23 protein-coding genes are annotated in these 20318 nt (G+C 58.8%); 8 read left to right on the top strand and 15 right to left on the bottom strand.

All coding sequences use genetic code 11. From position 1 onward, the window contains the following. Nucleotides 1-141 precede the first annotated feature (141 nt). The gene (locus CXK96_RS07005; protein ID WP_102835755.1) at nt 142-897 is read right to left on the bottom strand and encodes a helix-turn-helix transcriptional regulator; all 756 of its coding nucleotides are present in this window, start codon (nt 895-897) and stop codon (nt 142-144) included. 140 nt (nt 898-1037) lie between these two features. On the opposite strand from CXK96_RS07005, the gene lon reads away from it, so the two are divergent. From lon to cmoB, 4 genes are all read left to right on the top strand, one after another. Next, nucleotides 1038-3419 (top strand): endopeptidase La, encoded by a 2382-nt coding sequence (lon, locus tag CXK96_RS07000; protein ID WP_102835754.1) that lies wholly within the window; start codon nt 1038-1040, stop codon nt 3417-3419. Nucleotides 3420-3561: 142 nt separating this feature from the next. Further along, the gene (locus CXK96_RS06995) at nt 3562-3954 is read left to right on the top strand and encodes a protease inhibitor I42 family protein (RefSeq protein ID WP_102835753.1); all 393 of its coding nucleotides are present in this window, start codon (nt 3562-3564) and stop codon (nt 3952-3954) included. Between the two features lie 96 nt (nt 3955-4050). Continuing rightward, nucleotides 4051-4794: a carboxy-S-adenosyl-L-methionine synthase CmoA gene (gene cmoA, locus CXK96_RS06990; RefSeq protein WP_102835752.1), complete on the top strand. Its 744-nt coding sequence runs from the start codon at nt 4051-4053 to the stop codon at nt 4792-4794. Beyond that, nucleotides 4791-5753: a tRNA 5-methoxyuridine(34)/uridine 5-oxyacetic acid(34) synthase CmoB gene (cmoB, locus tag CXK96_RS06985; protein WP_102835751.1), complete on the top strand. Its 963-nt coding sequence runs from the start codon at nt 4791-4793 to the stop codon at nt 5751-5753. The genes cmoA and cmoB overlap by 4 nt, the downstream gene beginning before the upstream one ends. Here the strand turns inward: cmoB and CXK96_RS06980 are convergent. Next, nucleotides 5750-6034: a hypothetical protein gene (locus CXK96_RS06980; protein ID WP_180981500.1), complete on the bottom strand. Its 285-nt coding sequence runs from the start codon at nt 6032-6034 to the stop codon at nt 5750-5752. The two genes, cmoB and CXK96_RS06980, sit on opposite strands and share 4 nt — an antisense overlap. A gap of 156 nt (nt 6035-6190) precedes the next feature. On the opposite strand from CXK96_RS06980, the gene CXK96_RS06975 reads away from it, so the two are divergent. After that, nucleotides 6191-7081, top strand: coding sequence for a LysR family transcriptional regulator (locus CXK96_RS06975; protein WP_102835990.1), 891 nt, complete (start codon nt 6191-6193; stop codon nt 7079-7081). Nucleotides 7082-7121: 40 nt separating this feature from the next. Then, complete coding sequence (locus CXK96_RS06970; RefSeq protein ID WP_102835749.1) at nt 7122-7328, top strand: DUF2905 domain-containing protein; 207 nt, start codon at nt 7122-7124, stop codon at nt 7326-7328. A 32-nt stretch (nt 7329-7360) separates the two neighbouring features. Here CXK96_RS06970 and pdxJ read toward each other — a convergent pair whose 3' ends face one another. The 11 genes from pdxJ to rpoE form a co-directional block, all read right to left on the bottom strand. Next, nucleotides 7361-8107: a pyridoxine 5'-phosphate synthase gene (gene pdxJ / locus CXK96_RS06965; RefSeq protein WP_102835748.1), complete on the bottom strand. Its 747-nt coding sequence runs from the start codon at nt 8105-8107 to the stop codon at nt 7361-7363. After that, nucleotides 8100-8792, bottom strand: coding sequence for a DNA repair protein RecO (gene recO / locus CXK96_RS06960; protein WP_102835747.1), 693 nt, complete (start codon nt 8790-8792; stop codon nt 8100-8102). The genes pdxJ and recO overlap by 8 nt, the downstream gene beginning before the upstream one ends. 90 nt (nt 8793-8882) lie before the next feature. Continuing rightward, nucleotides 8883-9794, bottom strand: a complete 912-nt coding sequence (gene era / locus CXK96_RS06955; RefSeq protein ID WP_102835746.1) for a GTPase Era — start codon at nt 9792-9794, stop codon at nt 8883-8885. Then, nucleotides 9787-10476: a ribonuclease III gene (gene rnc / locus CXK96_RS06950; protein WP_102835745.1), complete on the bottom strand. Its 690-nt coding sequence runs from the start codon at nt 10474-10476 to the stop codon at nt 9787-9789. The genes era and rnc overlap by 8 nt, the downstream gene beginning before the upstream one ends. Continuing rightward, the gene (locus tag CXK96_RS06945; RefSeq protein WP_102835744.1) at nt 10473-10850 is read right to left on the bottom strand and encodes a DUF4845 domain-containing protein; all 378 of its coding nucleotides are present in this window, start codon (nt 10848-10850) and stop codon (nt 10473-10475) included. Before CXK96_RS06945 ends, rnc begins: the two co-directional genes overlap by 4 nt. 89 nt (nt 10851-10939) lie before the next feature. After that, entirely contained in the window at nt 10940-11794 is an 855-nt protein-coding gene (gene lepB, locus CXK96_RS06940; protein ID WP_102835743.1) for a signal peptidase I, read from the bottom strand. A gap of 1 nt (nt 11795) precedes the next feature. Further along, nucleotides 11796-13595, bottom strand: coding sequence for a translation elongation factor 4 (gene lepA / locus CXK96_RS06935; protein WP_102835742.1), 1800 nt, complete (start codon nt 13593-13595; stop codon nt 11796-11798). A 352-nt stretch (nt 13596-13947) separates the two neighbouring features. Continuing rightward, nucleotides 13948-14397 carry a SoxR reducing system RseC family protein gene (locus CXK96_RS06930; protein ID WP_102835741.1) on the bottom strand — a complete coding sequence of 150 codons (450 nt, stop codon included), beginning with the start codon at nt 14395-14397 and terminating at the stop codon, nt 13948-13950. Then, the gene (locus CXK96_RS06925; RefSeq protein ID WP_102835740.1) at nt 14394-15341 is read right to left on the bottom strand and encodes a MucB/RseB C-terminal domain-containing protein; all 948 of its coding nucleotides are present in this window, start codon (nt 15339-15341) and stop codon (nt 14394-14396) included. Before CXK96_RS06925 ends, CXK96_RS06930 begins: the two co-directional genes overlap by 4 nt. A gap of 8 nt (nt 15342-15349) precedes the next feature. Next, nucleotides 15350-15949 (bottom strand): sigma-E factor negative regulatory protein, encoded by a 600-nt coding sequence (locus CXK96_RS06920; RefSeq protein WP_102835739.1) that lies wholly within the window; start codon nt 15947-15949, stop codon nt 15350-15352. Between the two features lie 31 nt (nt 15950-15980). Next, nucleotides 15981-16562, bottom strand: a complete 582-nt coding sequence (gene rpoE, locus CXK96_RS06915; protein ID WP_019342233.1) for an RNA polymerase sigma factor RpoE — start codon at nt 16560-16562, stop codon at nt 15981-15983. Between the two features lie 354 nt (nt 16563-16916). Between rpoE and nadB the strand changes: the two genes are divergently transcribed. Continuing rightward, nucleotides 16917-18530: an L-aspartate oxidase gene (nadB, locus tag CXK96_RS06910; protein WP_102835738.1), complete on the top strand. Its 1614-nt coding sequence runs from the start codon at nt 16917-16919 to the stop codon at nt 18528-18530. On the opposite strand, the gene CXK96_RS20915 is transcribed toward nadB, so the two are convergent. Next, nucleotides 18499-18954 carry a protein YgfX gene (locus CXK96_RS20915; protein ID WP_102835737.1) on the bottom strand — a complete coding sequence of 152 codons (456 nt, stop codon included), beginning with the start codon at nt 18952-18954 and terminating at the stop codon, nt 18499-18501. The genes nadB and CXK96_RS20915 overlap by 32 nt on opposite strands. Next, nucleotides 18941-19192: a succinate dehydrogenase assembly factor 2 gene (locus tag CXK96_RS06900; protein ID WP_102835736.1), complete on the bottom strand. Its 252-nt coding sequence runs from the start codon at nt 19190-19192 to the stop codon at nt 18941-18943. Before CXK96_RS06900 ends, CXK96_RS20915 begins: the two co-directional genes overlap by 14 nt. A gap of 153 nt (nt 19193-19345) precedes the next feature. On the opposite strand from CXK96_RS06900, the gene CXK96_RS06895 reads away from it, so the two are divergent. Next, a complete protein-coding gene (locus tag CXK96_RS06895) occupies nt 19346-20293 on the top strand; it encodes a YgfZ/GcvT domain-containing protein (protein WP_102835735.1) in 948 nt (315 codons plus the stop codon). Nucleotides 20294-20318: the final 25 nt, after the last annotated feature.

The following is a 20318-nucleotide window of genomic DNA, read 5'->3' as shown; positions in this document are numbered from 1 at the left end:
TTGTTGCAGATATCTACTGAACTTTTACAAAAACCTACGGCTTTACGTGGCCGTCGAAATACGGTCATAAAAGCTCACTAGAGCGGTGCAAAAAGTTAGCTGAAAAATGAAAAACGCACCGATGCGGTGCGTTTTATCGTTCTAGCCGTCGCTGTGTCGCAGCTTTTTAGGCGTCAGCCCCAGATAACGGCGCGTCGCCGTCGTCAAGGCACTCTGGCTTGAAAAACCGCACTCCTCAGCAATCCGAACCAAGGGCAGCGGACTCTCGCGTAGCAGCCGTGCGGCACGGTTGAGGCGGCTTTTGAGCAGGTATTGATGCGGCGTCAGGCCAACGCTGTCCTTGAATTGCGCGTGAAAATGGCTGGGGCTCAGGCAGACGACCTGCGCCAGCTCGGCAACGGTAATCCGTCGAGCAAGGTTGCTTTCGATGTGTGCATCCAGCCGGGCTACGTCCAGTGGACCAGTCGGCTGGCGCGTGCCTTCCCCGAACACCCGCAGGTGCAACGCACGCAACAACACGCCACCCAGCGCCCGCGCCAGCAAGGGGTCACTGCCGTAACGGGCCAGTTCGGCACCGGCATAGTTCAACAGGTTGTGAAAGTCAGCGTCGAGCGCGGGGTAACGCGGCGTTTCGAACAATTGCGCCAGCAGGCGTGGGTCGTCGGCACTCAGGTCATTCTCATCGAGGTCAATGATGAGCATGCGGTTGTCGCCCTTGCCGGCGAACTCGTGCTCGGCGTATCCCGGCACAAGGCAGGCACGCATACGGCACACCTCTCCACCCGTCCCGTCCACTTCAAATTCGGCGCAGCCCGACAGCGACATGACCAACTGGTGGTAGTCGTGAGCGTGTTCGTGAGCCTGGTCATCGAGGCGAAGCAGACGTGCGTTGAGCATGGGGGATACCTGACGTATTGCCGCACTCTACCGGAGGCAAACCCGTTTTTACAGCCAGCCCCAACGGTCGATGACGGGATTGGATTGAAATCATTTGTCGGATACCCATCTAAAGATCACGTACTCGCCACAGGTGCCGCATGAACGACGACATCCATCAGGACCTCGAGCAGGACCATTCATCTACCGGGCTGGTGTTGCCGGACCAGGAGCAGCCCGACAAGCTGTACATCATCCCGATCCACAACCGGCCGTTCTTCCCGGCCCAGGTGCTGCCGGTCATTGTCAACGAAGAGCCTTGGGCCGAAACCCTGGACTTGGTCTCCAAAACGCCGCATCAGCGCCTGGCCCTCTTCTTTATGGACTCGCCGGCGCAGGATGCTGCCAGCTTCGACCCGGACAGCCTGCCCGAGCACGGCACCATGGTTCGCGTGCATCACGCATCGAAAGAAGGCGGCAAACTGCAATTCGTAGCCCAGGGTCTGGCGCGGGTGCGAATCCGCGGCTGGCTGCGGCGCAAGCCGCCGTATCTGGTGGAAGTGGACTACCCGCAAAGCGACGAAGACCCGCGTGATGAGGTGAAGGCCTACGGCATGGCGCTGATCAACGCGATCAAAGAGCTGCTGCCGCTCAACCCGCTGTATAGCGAAGAGTTGAAGAACTACCTCAACCGTTTCAGCCCGAACGCGCCCTCGCCCCTGACCGATTTCGCCGCCGCGCTGACCACTGCGCCAGGCCCGGAACTGCAGGAAGTGCTCGACACCGTGCCGGTACTCAAGCGCATGGAAAAGGTCCTCCCGCTGCTGCGCAAGGAGGTCGAGGTCGCCAAGTTGCAGAAGGAGCTGACCGGCGAAGTGAACCGCAAGATCGGCGAACGCCAGCGCGAGTTCTTCCTTAAGGAACAGCTAAGGATCATCCAGCAGGAACTCGGCATCACCAAGGATGACCGCAGCGCCGACGCCGATGAATTTCGCTCGCGACTGGAGGGCAAGGTCGTGCCACCCGCGGCACAGAAACGCATCGACGACGAATTGCAAAAGCTATCAGTGCTGGAGACCGGATCCCCGGAATACGCCGTCACCCGAAACTATCTGGACTGGGCCACCTCCATGCCCTGGGGCCTGTACAGCGAGGACAAGCTGGACCTCGAACATGCGCGCAAGGTGCTCAATGCTCACCACGCCGGGCTCGACGACATCAAGAGCCGGATCATCGAGTTTCTCGCCGTCGGCGCCTTCCGTGGCGAAATTTCCGGCTCCATCGTGCTGCTGGTGGGCCCGCCCGGCGTGGGCAAAACCAGCATCGGCAAGTCCATCGCCGAGTCACTCGGGCGCCGCTTCTATCGCTTCAGCGTCGGCGGCATGCGTGACGAGGCCGAGATCAAAGGCCATCGACGCACTTACATCGGCGCCTTGCCCGGCAAGCTGGTCCAGGCATTGAAAGAAGTCGAGGTGATGAATCCGGTGATCATGCTCGACGAGGTCGACAAGCTCGGCAACAGCCATCAGGGCGACCCGGCGTCGGCGCTGCTGGAGACCCTCGACCCCGAGCAGAACGTCGGCTTTCTCGACCATTACCTCGACCTGCGCGTGGACCTGTCCAAGGTGCTGTTCGTCTGCACCGCCAACAGCCTTTACTCGATCCCCGGCCCACTGCTCGACCGCATGGAAATCATCCGGCTGTCCGGCTACATCACCGAGGAAAAGCTGGCCATCGCCAAGCGTCATCTCTGGCCGCGACAGTTGGAGCGTGCCGGCGTGCCCAAGGCTCGTCTGGCGATCAGCGACAGCGCGTTGCGCAGTCTGATCGAAGGCTATGCACGAGAAGCGGGTGTACGCCAGCTGGATAAGCAACTCGGCAAAGTGGTGCGCAAGGCGGTGGTCAAGCTGCTCGACGAGCCCGAGAGCAAGATCAAGATTGGCCCGAAAGATATCGAAAGCTACCTGGGCATGCCGTTCTGGCATCCCGAGCAGTTGCTCACCGGGGTTGGCGTGGTCACCGGTCTGGCCTGGAACAGCATGGGAGGCGCCACGCTGCCCATCGAGGCGACGAGGATCCATACGCTCAACCGTGGTTTCAAGCTCACCGGCAAGCTCGGCGATGTGATGAAAGAGTCGGCCGAAATCGCCTTCAGCTACGTGAACTCCCACCTGAAGGAGTTCAAGGGCGACCCGAAATTCTTCGACCAGGCCTTTGTGCACATGCACGTGCCTGAAGGCGCCACGCCTAAGGACGGTCCCAGCGCCGGCATCAGCATGGCCAGCGCCCTGCTCTCGCTGGCACGCAACCAGGCGCCCAAGAAAGGCGTGGCCATGACCGGTGAGCTGACCCTGACCGGGCTGGTTCTGCCCATCGGCGGGTTGCGGGAAAAAGTAATCGCCGCGCGGCGCTTGAAGCTCTACGAGCTGATCATTCCCGAGCTGAACCGGGGTGACTTCGAAGAACTGCCGGATTACCTCAAGGAAGGGCTGACGATGCATTTCGCCAAGCGCTTCAGCGACGTGGTCAAGGTCCTGTTCTGACAAAGCGGGGCCGTGAACCCTGCGCCACGGCCCCTCTGCCCGGATCCGCTGCCAGCAGAGATGGCTTTACGCGCGCGTCTGCGGGTCTTATGGTTCAACCGACGCCCGAGCGTTTCCTTTCCCTTGTTTGAGTCGGTCGCCTATGCCCGTAACCCGCCTGCTGTCGTCGTTCGCCCCTTTGCTCCTGCTTGCCGGCTGCGCCAGTGGCCCGTCCAGCAGTATCGCGCTGAGCGATGATGCTGACTGTCCTCTGACCTTGCAGCCCGGCCAGATGCTGATCCTGAGCCTGCCAAGCAATCCCGCCACGGGTTATCGCTGGAACCTGCGCGAGGTTTCGAGCGAACAACTGAAAAGCCTCGGCCCGGAAGTGTTCAGCTCGCCTGAAAGCGACGTCATTGGTGGCGATGGTCTGTCTACCTGGCGCTTCGAGGCAGCCGAGGCCGGCAGTGGCCGCCTCTACCTCACCTATCAGCGACCCTGGGAAGCCGACGCCGAACCGGCCGGCCTGTTCGACTGCCGAATCGAAGTGGAATAGCCGGGAACGGGCACCGGCCGTCCACTCGGGCACGGCCATCGGCGCGGCTTTCCGCTACAATGCCGCCCCTGTTTTTCAGCCTGCCCAGACGCCGCCGTGAGCCACGAACCCGATCGCCTGTTCGCCCAGCCCCTTGCCCAACCCCAGGACTTCGTCTTCAACGAAGACGTGGTCCGGGTGTTTCCCGACATGATCAAGCGCTCGGTGCCGGGCTACCCCACCATCGTCGAGAACATCGGCGTGCTGGCGGCGCAATTCGCCCAGCCGAACACCTGCCTGTATGACCTCGGTTGCTCGCTGGGTGCGGTGACACAAGCGCTGCGTCGGCACGTCAAGACCGATAACTGTCATGTAATTGCCGTTGATAACTCTGCAGCGATGGTAGAGCGCTGCCGTGAGTATCTGCACGGGCAGGATTCGATGTTCCAGGAGCTGCTCCCGGTTGAAGTGATCGAAGCCGACGTGCTCGCTCTCCAGTTCCAGCCGGCCTCGCTGGTCGCCCTCAACTTCACCCTGCAGTTCATCCCGCCTGAACAGCGGCCTGAGCTGCTCAGCGCCATTCGCCAGGCGCTGGTGCCGGGCGGCGCGCTGATCCTCTCGGAAAAGCTGCGTTTCGAAGACGACCAAGAACAGGATCTGCTGACGGAGCTGCATATCGCCTTCAAGCGTGCCAATGGCTACAGCGAGCTGGAAATTGCGCAGAAACGCAGCGCCATCGAGAACGTGATGAAACCCGACAGCCTGGAAACCCATCGCCAGCGATTGCTGGACGCCGGTTTTTCCAAAGTTGTGCCCTGGTTCCAATGCCTGAATTTTGCCTCCCTGATTGCCCTGCCATGAATCTCGACCTGACTCCCCTCGCCTGGCGCCTGGCCGGCACCCCGCTGGCGGCCTGGGCCAACGGCCTGCAAGCGCAACTCGACGCCAAACTCGCCATTGGCCACGGCGACTTGCCGCGCTGGCGACGTGCCGTCGAAGCACTGCCTGATATCCAGCCTAGTGGGGTGGAGCTACGTGAGGCCTTCCGGCTGGAGTCCGACTGCGACGAGGCCACACGCGCAATCACACACGATGCCCTGTTCGGCCTGTCGCCCTGGCGTAAAGGGCCCTTCGATGTGTTCGGCGTGCATGTCGACACCGAATGGCGCTCGGACTGGAAGTGGGACCGCGTCTCCCCACATCTGAACCTGACCGGCAAGCGCATCCTCGATGTCGGCTGCGGTAACGGCTATTACATGTGGCGCATGCTCGGTGCGGGCGCCGACTCGGTTGTCGGTATCGATCCGAACTGGCTGTTCTTCTGCCAGTTCCACGCCATGAAGCGCTACCTCGATTCCCTGCCGGTCTGGCATTTGCCGATGGCGCTGGAGGAGCTGCCGAGCAAGCTCGAAGGCTTCGAAACCGTGTTCTCCATGGGCGTGCTCTACCATCGGCGCTCGCCTGTCGATCATCTGCTGGACCTGAAAGACTGCCTGATCAAGGGTGGCGAACTGGTGCTGGAAACCCTGGTGGTTGACGGAAACGAGCACACTGCGCTGGTTCCTGAAGACCGCTACGCACAGATGCGCAACGTCTGGTTCCTACCATCGTTAGCCGCACTTGAGTGCTGGCTGCGCCGCGCCGGATTCGTCGATGTACGCTGCGTCGACGTCAGTATCACCAGCGTCGAGGAGCAGCGCAGCACCGACTGGATGCGCTATCAGTCGCTCCCCGAGTTCCTCGACCCGCAGGATCACAGCAAGACCATCGAAGGTCTTCCCGCACCGATGCGCGCCGTGATGATCGCCCGTAAGCCTTAACGCCGAGCCCGCCCGTTTCGCTGTTCTTGCACGATCTGCCGCAACGGCGTCGAAGCCTTCGCCAGCAGAAGGGGGCGGCTGAGGTCACGCAAGCGCAGCTGCCTGTCGCTGAGGCGAAGCAGACGCCGATACAAGCGGCGCTTACGCCATGCCTTGAACCAGTCGAGCGCTAACGCGTGCATCTCCACCGGCCACATCGCGGGTAGATACACGTTAGGAATGGACGGCTCTTGTATTCCCGCTGATCGATCACGCTTCAACTGCTCTTCTGTACAGTTCATCAGACGCTCCTGCCTAGAAGGGATGCATTAATGCACCCGTTGCCTGCCGACGACTTGATGTCGACAGAACCAGACTGAGCCTCGTTGACACTTCAAACAATCGACTAGAATAGAACCGTCATTTAAGAAATATTGAAGGGTTGACCAATGTCCGGGATGCCTGAACGACCGCCGCAATCCGCCATGCCTTTACTCGAGATCGATGTGCTGCGCACGTTCGTATCCATTGCAGAAAGCGGCAGCTTTACCCGCACCGCCGCGCAGATTTTCCGCACCACGTCCGCCGTCAGCATGCAGATCAAACGCCTGGAAAACACCCTGGGCTGCGCCTTGTTCAGCCGAGAGGCCCGGCGCGTCGCACTGACCGCTGAGGGCGAGCGACTCCTCAGTTACGCTCGGCGCCTGCTCAAGCTAAACGAAGAAGCCGTGGGCGCTTTCATCAAGCCGAGCCTGAGTGGCCAGGTGCGCTTCGGCGCGCCAGCCGACATCGGCACACATATCCTGCCGGGACTATTGTCGCTCTTTGCACGAACGCATCCCGGCATCGAGGTGAATGTGTCGGTAGGGCGTAGCGTCGACATGATCCAGCGAATCGATGCAGGTGAACTGGACGTCGCCTTGATCAGCGTTGGCAATCTTGGTCAGGACGACACCCGCGGCGAGGTCGTCCACCGTGAGCCACTGGTCTGGGCCGGTCGGGTGGGTGGCGTCGCGATGAGGCGCAACCCGTTGCCGCTGGCGCTGGCCAGTGCAGAATGTGCCTGGCGCCGCCAGGCTCTGGATGCACTTGACCGTGTCGGTCGCAGCTACCGCATCGCCTATTCCAGCGAGCAATGCGCTGGACAGGAGGCTGCCATGATTGCCGATCTCGCAGTTGCGCCCTACCCGCTGAGCCTGGTCAGGCCACCGCTCAGACGGCTGGACGAAGACGCCGACCTGCCAACACTCGGTGAGTACCAGATCAAGTTGCTAAGCGCGGCAAAATGCAGCGAGCCGGTGAAAGTGCTGTCGCAGCAGGTAGTGGCGGCCTTTGCGGCGTACCACTGATGAGCAGCTCAAGCGAATACGCGCGGGGGGGGGAGCGGAAATGGCTAAATGGTTGATCGGCGCAGGCGTCGTGTTGCTGTTGCTCGGCGTTGCCCTTCACTACGCGCCCGGACTGCTGAGCTGGTTCGGCAAGCTGCCCGGCGACATTCGCCTCGAATCAGAACGCAGCAAGACGTACATTCCGATCACGTCGATGATTGTGCTGAGCGTTGCGCTGACCGTACTGGTAAACCTGTTCAAACGCTAGGTGACCCGCCTTATGCGGGCCACCTAGCGTTGTCAGCCGCGAGCTGCGGCGGTGAGGATCAGGTGCTTCATTTCCTTAACAGCCTGCTTGAACCCGACGAATAAGGCATGAGCAACTATCGCGTGGCCAATGTTCAGCTCGTTGACGCCACGAATCGCGGCGATCGCTTCCGCGTTGTGGTAGTGCAGACCATGGCCAGCATTGACGATCAGCCCATGGCTCAAGCCGGACTCGACACCGTCGCGAATGCGGGCAAGCTCGCAGGCCCGCTCGGCCACGCCATGCGCATCGGCGTAACGGCCGGTGTGCAGCTCGATCGCCGGCGCGCCCACACGAGCAGCCGCTTCAATCTGCCGCGGATCGGCGTCAATGAATAGCGACACCTCAGCACCGCAAGCAGCCAGGCGGTTGACCGCTTCTCGAATCCGAGCTTCCTGGCCCGCGACATCCAGGCCGCCCTCAGTGGTGAGCTCCTGGCGTGTTTCAGGCACCAGGCAAACGTGTTCGGGCCGCAATTGCTCGGCAAATGCCAGCATCGCTTCGGTGACACCCATCTCGAAGTTCATCCGCGTCTGCAGCGCATCCTTCATCATCAGCACGTCTCGCTCCTGGATGTGCCGACGATCCTCGCGCAGGTGTACCGTAATGCCGTCGGCCCCGGCCTCCTCGGCATCCAGCGCAGCCTTGACGGGGTCCGGGTAGCGGGTACCACGCGCCTGTCGCAGGGTGGCGACATGATCAACATTAACGCCGAGCAGGATTCGATTCGCTTCAGTCACGCGGGACCTCCTTGATGTTCATGAACAGTTCGCGGCTAACCAATGGTCGACCGCCCAGATGCGGCGCCAACGCCTGACGCATGAGTCTCTTTGCGGCGGCCAAAGCCCCCGGCACACTCCAATCGGCCTCTGCCATGGCCAGGAGTTCCGCGCCATTGAACAGACCCGGCTGAAAATGCCCGACCGGCTCGAGCCCGGTCTCGGGCAGCAAACGATATAGCCCATCGCCAGCGATGGGCTGGTCAGCCACATCCCGGTCCAGGGCAAAGCCATAACCAAGCTCGGTTAGCAGGCGCCATTCAAACGAACGGAGAATCGGCTCCAGCGGTCGTTTAGCCGCCAGCGCTGGTAGAGTTGCAGCGTAGTGATCGAACATGGCGGGATGAGCATCTTCGGCCGGCAGCAACCGGATCAGCAATTCGTTCAGGTACATGCCACTGAATAGCGCGTTGCCATCGAGCCAGTACGCCAGGCCAGCACTGTCTAGCCGTCCGACGCTTTTCAGATCCCCGCGACCACGAAACTCGACCTCGAGTGGCACGAAGGGACGCGCCAACGTGCCCGCCTTGCCGCGCGCACCGCGCAACACTGCTCGTAGCCGCCCTTCGGGCGTGAAGAAATCCACAAGCGCGCTGCTTTCACGATAGGGCCGGCTGTGCAGCACAAAAGCGGATTGGGCAGTCATGGGAGGTAGGTCACGCGCAGAGACGGAACAAATGCCGGTTGCCCGACCGCCAAAGGCTGAGGCAGTCGGGCAGGTGTCGCAGAACTTGCGTCAGCTGTAGCCGAGCGAGTGCAGTGCGCGCTCGTCGTCGGACCAGCCGCTCTTCACCTTCACCCAGAGATTGAGCATGACTTTGGAGTCGAACAGCACCTCCATGTCCTTGCGCGCCTCCTGGCCAATGCGCTTGATGCGCTCGCCCTTGTCGCCAATGATGATTTTCTTCTGGCCGTCGCGCTCTACCAGAATCAACGCATGGATATGCAGCACATGGCCCTGCTGCTTGAAATCTTCAATCTCAACGGTGATCTGGTAAGGCACCTCGGCGCCGAGTTGACGCATGATCTTTTCACGCACCAGCTCTGCGGCCAGGAAACGGCTGCTGCGGTCGGTGATCTGGTCTTCGGGAAAAAAATGCTCGCCCTCGGGCAGGTGCGAAGCTACCAGCTTCTCAAATACATCCAGATTCTGCCCGTGCTGGGCGGAGATCGGCACGATCTCTGCTCTTGGCAGTTGTTGAGCCAACCATTCGAAATGCGGCAGCAGCTCGCCCTTGTCTTCGACGCGATCGGTCTTGTTCACCGCAACGATGACCGGACCTTCGACATACTGGACACGCTCAAGCACGAGCTGATCCTCATCAGTCCAGCGAGTGCGATCAACCACGAAGACGACCACGTCGACGTCCTTCAACGCTGAAGAGGCGGTGCGGTTCATATAGCGGTTCAGCGCCGTCTCGCCATTCTTGTGCAGGCCGGGGGTGTCGACGTAGACCGCCTGAACGGCCCCCTCGGTCTTGATTCCAAGCATGTTGTGACGGGTTGTCTGCGGCTTACGCGAGGTGATCGCGAGCTTCTGGCCCAAGACGTGATTAAGCAGGGTCGACTTACCCACATTGGGCCTTCCGACAATGGCTACATAGCCGCAGCGGGTGATTTCTTCACCTTCAACTCGTTCTTCAGTCATTACCGTTCTCCACGCCCAGCGCTATCAGTGCCGAGGCAGCGGCAACCTGTTCGGCAATACGCCGACTGGCGCCCTGCCCTTGTGTTTTCTCATGCAACAGTGACACTTGGCACTCGACGAAGAAGGTCCGGCAATGTGGGTCCCCTTGAATCGCCACGACTTCATACTTTGGCAATTCGCACGCCCGCGATTGCAAAAACTCCTGCAAACGGGTCTTTGGGTCCTTGTTCGTATCAACCAGCGTAAGCCCTTCCAGCTCGTTGGCAAGCCAAGCCAGCACGCGGTCACGCGCCGCCTCCATGCCGGCATCAAGATAGATGGCGCCAATCAGGGCTTCCAGGGTATCGGCAAGAATCGACTCGCGGCGGAAACCACCGCTCTTCAGCTCACCGGAGCCGAGCCGCAGGTATTCACCGAGCTCAAACCCCCGAGCAAGTACAGCAAGCGTTTCACCTTTAACCAGGCGTGCTCGAAGGCGCGACAGCTGCCCTTCCTTAGCCTGAGGGAAATGGTTGAATAGCGCCTCGCCAGCGATGAAGTTGAGAATGGCATCGCCCAAAAACTCAAGACGCTCATTATTGCGTCCGGCATAGCTGCGATGGGTCAGTGCCAGGAGCATCAGCTCCTGGTCCTTAAATTGGTATCCGAGCCTACGCTCGAGACGGGCTAACGAAGTGCTCACGGCATCCTTAGGCGATATTCTTTATCGAAGTTCGCCACCAGATCGAGATTACGGATCAGGGGCTCGCGTTTTTCATAGTCCAAGTGCACCTTGAACTCGTTATTTTCAATCACGACCTTCAGTGCCTCTTCGAGGTTCAGATCGCGGATGCCGTTGACATCCATGCCCTTGCGTACATGGCTGTAAAAGTCTCGTACGGTGCGGATGTCTGCGGCCTTGTCACTTTCGACCCCGGAGATGATCTTGTCCATCGACATATAGTCGAAGTAATGCGGCAGCATCTTGAATGCGGTACTGGCAAAAAACGCCACCAGTGCCAGCACCATGATCCAGCTCAGCATGGACAGCCCTTTTTGCGAACGAGCGAAACTCATGTCGACCTCTATGTCGTACGTTACCCGCGGATCGGGGCTGTGCAAATATAACGGTCCGGCTCGCTGGAACCGGGCGCTGATTCACAGACTTAGTGAATCAATCCGACGCGCGAAAAGTGCGGCAGGTTGCTGAACTTCGGATCGGGCCAGCTCATCCATACGGCGAAGGCCTTGCCGACGATGTTGCGGTCCGGAACCATACCGGCAAATTCCTCCGGAATCGCCGCGTCATGCCAGTAGCGACTGTCATTGGAGTTGTCGCGGTTGTCACCCATCATGAAATAATGACCAGCCGGAACCCGCCACTCGCGGTTGGGTTCGATCCGATAGCGGGCCATTTCCTTGCGAATCAAGTGCTCCACTTCGCCAAGTTTTTCCTGGTAGAGCTTGGCGCTGCCCAGACTCCCGGGCTCTTCGCCAATAAGCATTTCAGGAACCAGCTCGCCGTTAATGCTCAGCCGCTTGTCGCTGCTGTACCGAACCACATCGCCCGGCAGGCCTATGACACGCTTGATGTAGTTGATATTGGGATCGCTGGGATAACGAAACACCATGACATCGCCACGCTGCGGATCACTAACCTCGATGATCTTGGTGTCGACCACCGGCAGCCGAATGCCATAGGCGAACTTATTGACCAGAATGAAATCGCCGACCTCAAGTGTTGGAATCATTGAGCCCGACGGAATCTGGAACGGCTCGATCAGAAACGAGCGCAATACCAGCACGATTGCCAGAACTGGGAAAAACGATTTGCCGTACTCGATCAGAACCGGCTCTTTATTCAAAGCGTCCAGCGTTGACTGATCAGGCTCCCCGGTCTGGCCCTCGTAGTTAGCGATTGCAGCCCGACGACGAGGTGCGAACACCACCAAATCGAGCAGCGCCAGAAAACCGCACACAGCAACGGCAATGACCAGCAACAGCGGGAAGTTGATCGACATATCAGCTATCTACCTTGAGCACTGCGAGGAAGGCTTCTTGCGGAATTTCCACGTTGCCGACCTGCTTCATCCGCTTTTTACCGGCCTTCTGCTTCTCAAGAAGCTTACGTTTACGGCTCACGTCGCCGCCGTAGCACTTCGCCAGAACGTTCTTGCGCAAGGCTTTGACGGTGCTTCGCGCGACGATTTGACCGCCCAGCGCAGCCTGGATGGCCACGTCGAACATCTGTCTGGGAATCAGTTCCTTCATCTTCTCGACGAGGATTCGGCCTTTGTAATGCGCATTGTCCCGATGCACGATCAGCGCTAGCGCGTCGACCTTGTCACCATTGATCAGGATATCCAGACGGGTGAGATTGGCTGACTGGAAGCATTCAAAGCTGTAATCCAGCGAAGCGTACCCGCGACTGACTGATTTGAGGCGATCGAAGAAGTCGAGTACCACTTCGCTCATAGGCAGGTCATAGCGAACCTGGACCTGCGTTCCGAGAAACTGCAGATCGCGCTGGATGCCACGCTTTTCAACGCAAAGCGTAATAACGCTGCCGAGATGTTCTTGAGGTACAAGAATGTTGGCCCGGACGATAGGTTCACGCATGTCTTCAATGGAAGACAGATCGGGCAGCTTGGATGGGCTATCGACATAGATAGTCTCGCCGCTCTTCAACAACAGCTCATAGACCACGGTCGGTGCCGTAGTGATCAGATCCAGGTCGTACTCACGCTCGAGGCGCTCCTGGATGATTTCCATGTGCAGCATACCGAGGAAGCCGATACGGAAGCCGAACCCAAGCGCGTCCGAGCTCTCGGGCTCGTACTGCAGCGCGGCATCGTTGAGAGTCAGCTTTTGCAGCGCTTCACGAAAATCTTCAAAATCATCGGAGCTTACGGGAAACAGGCCCGCATAAACCTGCGGCTTAACCCGTTTGAAACCAGGTAGCATCTCGACATCAGGCGTATTGGACAGCGTCAGGGTGTCACCAACGGGGGCACCATGGATATCTTTGATGCCGGCAATGATAAAGCCTACTTCGCCGGCTTTGAGGTCGGCCGTACTGGTATGTTTCGGATTGAATACTCCGACGCTATCGACCTGGTGCACCTTGCCGGTGGACTTGACCAGGACCTTGTCACCCTTCTTGATCCGGCCATGGCGAACGCGGACAAGCGAGACAACACCGAGATAGTTGTCGAACCAGGAGTCGATGATCAGAGCCTGCAGCGGTGCATCGATTTCGCCGGTTGGAGGAGGAATGACCGCAACCAGACGCTCAAGCACATCGTCTACGCCCATGCCGCTCTTGGCGCTGCAAGCCACTGCGTCGGTCGCATCGATGCCGATGATATGTTCGATTTCGTCCTTGACCTTATCGGGGTCGGCCTGAGGCAAATCCATCTTGTTCAGCACTGGCATGACTTCCAAGCCCTGCTCAATAGCCGTGTAACAGTTGGCTACCGATTGCGCTTCTACGCCCTGCCCCGCATCGACCACCAGCAACGCACCCTCACAGGCGGCCAGCGAGCGGCTGACCTCGTAGGTAAAGTCCACGTGGCCTGGAGTGTCGATAAAGTTCAACTGATAAGTTTTGCCATCCTTCGCTTTGTAGTACAGCGTGACGCTGTGCGCCTTGATGGTGATGCCTCGTTCGCGCTCGAGATCCATCGAATCAAGCACCTGAGCGTTCATTTCACGCTCGGTCAAACCGCCACACATCTGAATGAAACGGTCAGCCAGGGTCGACTTGCCATGATCGATGTGCGCGATGATGGAAAAATTGCGGATATGACTCAGGTCGCTCACAGCTCAACACTCTAATACGTCGCGAGCCGATTGCCCGCCGAAAATAGCCGCAAAGTGTACCTGATAGGTCTAATCAGTGCCACGCCGCTCCCAGCGACTTGCAACACCAGGCCTCCTCGACATCAACTGCACACCGTAGCCATCAATAGGCGCGAAAAGCGATCGAACTAGCGCATATCATCACTGCGGGCATGCGGTTCTACGCCATATACGATGGAAATTTCACTGCCGCTGAGCAACACGCGAATTAAACCTGAGCGATTTGCGGAAGATGGTTGACGCAAAGAACGAGGAGATAGAAGTGGATGACTGGCCAGGCTGGCCTTGACATACCTGCAGCCACAAAGCCTGATTACACCGCCGCAGTGGCCATTGAGGCGCGCAGAACGACCGGTTGTAACGCTGGATCCATTGCTGTTTGCTGACTGCGCTTGCGCACGAGGAGCCAGGCCACCAGAAACCCACTAAGCCCGGCGAGCATCACGTATGGCTCGGCAGCCGAAAGCTCAGAAGCGACGAGTGCAGCGATGAAGAGCATGATCAGCGGAAAAAGGTAGACAAGCACTGCGCCACGTAGCAACACGCTTTCGCGGATACCGACCACAACGGTGTCCCCTACACTGAGCCGAAGGTCAGAGACCGCCAGTATTAAACCCCGGCGCTCGCGAATACCAAGTCTTTCACCCAGCCCCTGGCCGCAGCCACTCCTCGCAGAGCAGCCTGAACAGGTGCTATGGCGCTCAGTCTCAACCCAGACAGCACCGGGCGCCAACGCGACTACACGACCTGACTCCTCGATCATTGCGGCGTCTGATCAACTCCAGAGCGCATGGACAATGCGATTCGCTCCGCAGTACCTAGAGGAATTTCCCCAATGACAGTGACCATCACATCGCCGCCAGCCGTGGATATACGCTTCGATACGGCCACAGTCGGCCCCATCTGACTACGCGCATCCTCGACCACAGCGCCGCCCAATGGCTCGATAAATACCGATACACGAGCAATGCCATCACCGTAAGCCAGCCAAGTCACCGACTCTTGTGAAGCGGGGCTTGGACGCACGCTTGAGTCGATTAGCTGAAACCCATCAGGCAGCCAATCAGAGCGCCATTGAATTGATGCCGGCTCCGCTTGCCCTGCGGGAACCGAGACCGATTTGCAATCAGCTCCACCTTTTACCTCTGCGGCAGCCACCGAGCCTGGTGCAAAATGCGTGAACTGAAAGCGCTCGAGCAACTGTCCGCTTTCGTCAAGCAACAACGATTTAAGCGGCAGGGAGGTTTCACGATCGAGATGCAGCTCGAAGCCATAACGATGCTGATCCCGGGGACGAACCGCTAGCGCGACCGTGGGTCGCCCTGCAACTCGGGATTCGCCAATAACTTGAAAGTTGTACCACTTGGATAGCAGTTCCGGCTCCAGTTGCTGCTGGCGCCACGGCGTCACTTCTCTCACTTGGGAAGCCATGTCTTCAGATGCACACTGAATCTTCCCATTGAGCATCACAACCTCTGCCGCCGGACCATCAAGCTGCAAAAGTCGCTCATGCAGCTGTCGTTCTTTTACCAGCTGCCAAACAGAGTGACTGGAAAAACTTCCGTTGCGCTCATAGACAAAAGTGCCTTGATAGCTTTGCTTTTTCTCAGCGTCAGCAAGTCGCTGCATCAGCACATCGGCCTCAGCAGCAAAGGCCGGCATAGATAGCCAGCCTCCGAGCACCACAAACAGCGGCATTACACGCATGTTGTTCCTTAACGATCTTCCATGCTGGCAGCACGAGCATAGGGCAGAGCACTTTCCGAACCGCTACCGAAAGCGGCCTGCTGAGCATGCTGACGCACATAAGCCGGCAATCTCTTTTCATGCCAGCTTTCAGCCGGCGCCTCCGCACCCGACACCTGGGCACCGGAAGTAACCGTACCTTCGCTATAACCAGCTAGTACAGCGGGACCTTGAGTAGCTTGCGGGACTGCAATGCTCGGTTGCGCAGGTTGCTGAGCAATCTGAGGGCCGGCTACTTCACTCTGATTGTACAGGCGCACACCTGCCAACACAGCGACTGTAACCGATGCCGCTACAGCAAGACGACCAACATTACGCCAAGCGAAGCGCTGTGGCTTAACGGCGGTGATTGCAGGCTCATCAGCCAACGCCGCCGACACTGCCGAGGCAATATCCAGACGAGGCTCGATCAGCTCCTTATGCATTGCGGCACGCGCGATCTGGTAGCGCGACCAGGTCGACCGCATTTCATTGTCGCCCTCTGCGGAGAGCACTCGACGTAATTCCAACTCGTCCGCTTCGTTATCCATCACCGCGGACAGCGATTCATGCAGGGCTTCACGACTCATGGCGGTTCCTCTCTTGGCTATCGCCGCTGTCTCAGGATTCATGCAACAAGGGTTGCAATGCTTTATCGATGGCTTCCCGCGCCCGGAATATCCGTGAGCGGACCGTACCCACCGGACACTGCATGACGTTTGCAATGTCTTCATAACTAAGACCATCAAATTCACGCAGTGTTAGAGCGGTACGTAAATCTTCTGGAAGTTGCTGGATAGTTCTATGAACTGTGTCTTCAATTTCATCCCTGAGAAGCGCTCGTTCCGGCGACTCGATATCTTTGAGGGCGTGATCGCCTTCATAGAACTCGGCATCCTCGGAACTGACATCGCTGTCAGGCGGCCGCCTTCCTCGAGCAACCAGATGATTCTTTGCCGTATTGATGGCAATGCGGTACAGCCATGTATAAAAAGCACTGTCCCCGCGGAAATTCGCAAGCGCGCGATAGGCTTTAATAAAGGCTTCCTGCGCAACATCCTGGGCTTCGTGAGAATCATGCACAAAGCGCACGATCAACCCTAGAATCTTGTGTTGGTATTTCAATACCAATAAATCGAAAGCCCGTTTATCTCCCCGCTGCACTCGTTCGACCAGTTGCTGGTCCTGCTCCTGGGTTAGCATAAACACTCCTCCATGACCCGGAAGGGGTGCTGCGCTCGCCTACGAGCTGACCTGCCAGAATAGACCCGGGCTTTACACAAAAGTTCTCCCCCTCCAAGCAAGCATTCCTGCAACACACCTGACGGCATTGACGAGCGACGCGCCAAAACGAACCGTTTCGACGACACCCCTCTAATATCCACAGCAAAAAACCGCCGCCCACCGAACGATGGCCAGCCGGTCAGCATCCACAACTGTCTATAGAGACGAGCCTGCAAGAAAAGTTCCAAAGCATCCAGCCAAGTCCAACAAGGCCCGCTATTTTGCCGGGGGACGCGCCTATATACTAGCGCTCGCCTCAACGTGAGATTCGAAATGAGCCGACATTATCAATACGACGTTCTAGTCATAGGCAGCGGCGCAGCCGGTCTGACCCTGGCGCTCAACCTTCCACCCTCGCTTCGGGTCGCAGTGCTGAGTAAGGGCGAGCTGGCGAACGGCTCGACGTATTGGGCTCAGGGCGGTGTGGCCGCAGTACTGGACAACACCGACACAATCGAATCGCATGTCGCCGACACCCTCGTTGCCGGCGGCGGACTGTGCAAGGAAGAAGCGGTACGCTTTACCGTCGAACACAGCCGCGAAGCCATCCAGTGGCTGATCGAACAAGGCGTTCCCTTCACCCGCGACGACGCCGAACGCGAAGAAGACGGCTTCGAATATCACCTGACCCGGGAGGGCGGACACAGTCACAGACGCATCATTCATGCGGCCGATGCGACCGGCGCAGCGATATTTAACACCTTGCTTGCCCGCGCTCATGATCGGGAAAACATTGATCTGCTGCATCAGCGCGTCGCCGTTGACCTGATCACTGAACGCAAGTTGGGATTGAGCGGCAAGCGGTGCCTTGGCGCGTACGTACTGAACCGAAACACCGACGAAGTGGATACCTTCCACGCGAAGTTCACCGTACTGGCAACGGGTGGCGCCGCGAAGGTATATCTATATACCAGCAACCCCGACGGGGCATGCGGCGACGGCATCGCGATGGCGTGGCGCGCAGGATGTAGAGTAGGCAACTTGGAGTTCAATCAGTTTCATCCGACTTGCCTTTACCATCCAAAAGCCAAAAGCTTCCTCATTACCGAGGCATTACGCGGCGAGGGTGCCGTACTGAAATTGCCCAACGGCGAACGCTTCATGCCACGTTTCGATCCACGCGCGGAATTAGCGCCACGTGACATTGTGGCCCGCGCGATCGATCATGAAATGAAGCGCCTCGGCATCGATTGCGTCTTCTTGGACATCAGCGACAAGCCTTCGGAATTCATCAAAGCGCATTTTCCGACCGTATATGAGCGTTGTCTGGAGTTCGGCATCGACATTACCTGCGAGCCAATTCCCGTAGTGCCTGCGGCTCACTATACCTGCGGCGGCGTGCTGGTTGACCAAGCCGGCAGAACCGACATACCTGGGCTCTATGCAATCGGCGAAACCAGCTTCACCGGCCTGCACGGCGCCAATCGCATGGCCAGCAATTCGCTGCTCGAGTGTTTCGTCTACGCGCGCTCTGCTGCCCAGGACATGCTGCGCGAACTACCGGGCGTCGCCTCGCCCAACGTCCTGCCGACGTGGGATGCAACTCAGGTTACGGACTCAGACGAAGACGTCATCATTGCGCACAACTGGGACGAGCTGCGACGGTTCATGTGGGACTACGTTGGCATCGTTCGCACCACCAAGCGACTGATGCGCGCACAACACCGGGTTCGCTTGCTGCTTGGGGAAATCGATGAGTTCTACAGTAATTACAAAGTCAGTCGGGACCTCATCGAGCTGCGGAACCTAGCAACGGTTGCCGAGTTGATGATCGGGTCGGCCATGCAACGCAAGGAAAGTCGAGGCTTGCATTTCACGCTGGACTACCCTGAACAGCTACCCGAAGCGACAGACACTATTCTGGTGCCGCCCACCTACGACGACTGAACTTCAGTCTGAGCCGTAAGCGTCGGTGCTGCTCCGGCGCCATAGCCCCGCGCGGAATGCATAGCCCTTGAGAGAACCAGTCGCCCGGCAATTTGAATCGCAATACTACAACCAGCGGTAGCGCAATGCTGTCAGGTAACAATTGCACCGGCTGCCAACCGCCCTCCCGACTCCTTAGCGACCAGCCGTGCTGATCATGGCGCAGACCAAGCCATGAACAACCACGACAGAGCAAGAGGTGCGACGGTATAACCCAGGCTGCGTGCAGCGCGCACAGCAACAACCCGAGCACATTCAGCCAGGATGGCACCGGCAATAACAACAGTGTGATTACGGCCAGCATCACCATCAGCAGATACAGCGCCAACAGCGCGCCAGATGCATGCCACCGACATTCGAATGCCTGGCTACTATGGCTGGACACGGTCAAGAATCATTCGAACCATGTAGCGCAGATCTTCGTCGTCGGGCACGGCGCGCTCCATGAACCAGCCAAACATATCCTGGTCCTCACAGCTCAGCAGTTTGCGGTAACGGCGCTGATCCTCTTCGTCGAGCTGCGGATAGACCTCCTTGACGAAAGGCACCAGCAGCACATCCAGCTCGAGCATGCCGCGACGGCTCTGCCAGAACAGGCGATTGAGTTCGGATTGTTCGACCATGCAAAAGCTCCTGAGTTGAAGCGCGGCATTATACCGACTGCAGCGTTCAGGCGGCACACGCATTAACAGGGCCCGGAGTGGCAGTTGGCGCACACTGTATTTCACCGATGGCCTGCTATGATGCCGGTCCGGATTTCTCCACGGCGACTCGTCATGACTGACACTGCTTTCTTTTGCGTTTTGTCGCACGAAGGCGTCCTGGCCGTACGCGGCGCGGATGCTAGCAAGTTTCTGCAGGGACAACTGACCTGCAACCTCAATTACCTCAATGAACAGCATTCGAGTCTCGGTGCGCGCTGCACACCCAAAGGTCGGATGCAGTCCAGCTTCCGCATCCTCCCAGAGGGAGACGGCTATCTGCTGGCGATGGATCGCGAATTGGTCCAGGCACAACTGGCCGAGCTGACCAAGTTTGCCGCGTTCTCAAAATCCAAACTGCATGATGAGAGCGCAGAATGGGTTCGATTCGGACTCAGCGAAGGTGACGGTGCTCTTGTCAGCCTTGGCCTAGATCTTCCCCAGACGGCCGACGCCGTGGCCGCCGCGCACGGATTGATCGCCGTGCGCCTCAGCGATGGCCGCGCCGAGCTCTGGACCCGCTCGAAGGACGCCGAGACCACCCAGCTTCGGCTGGCGGCCCAGCTCCCCGAGGCGTCAACAGATCGCTGGCTGCTGGCACAGATTCGCGCCGGTATCGGCCAGGTGGCAGCCGCGACCCGTGAGCTGTTTATCCCACAGATGATCAACCTGCAGGCGCTGGGCGGCGTCAGCTTCAAGAAGGGCTGTTACACCGGCCAGGAAATCGTCGCGCGGATGCAGTATCTGGGTAAATTGAAGCGCCGGCTGCATCGCCTTGCGGTTCAGAACATCGATGCACCGGTGCCGGCCGCCGGGCTTGAAATCTACTCCCCGGTTCATGGCTCAAGCGTTGGCGAAGTCGTCATGGCAGCAGCCGCTGAGGGCGCGCTAGAACTGTTGGCCGTGCTGCAGGAAGATGCGGCGACTGATGGTCGACTTTTTCTAGGGTCTCCTGACGGCCTGCCGCTGACCCTGCTGCAGTTGCCCTACACGCTAGACGCGGACCGTGAGATCCAGCGCTAACCGTTGCCAGCCACATTCCACACCG

This window comes from Stutzerimonas stutzeri (assembly GCF_002890895.1).
In the GTDB taxonomy this organism is placed as follows: domain Bacteria; phylum Pseudomonadota; class Gammaproteobacteria; order Pseudomonadales; family Pseudomonadaceae; genus Stutzerimonas; species Stutzerimonas stutzeri_AB.
This window is presented reverse-complemented; position numbering and strand designations above follow the sequence as displayed.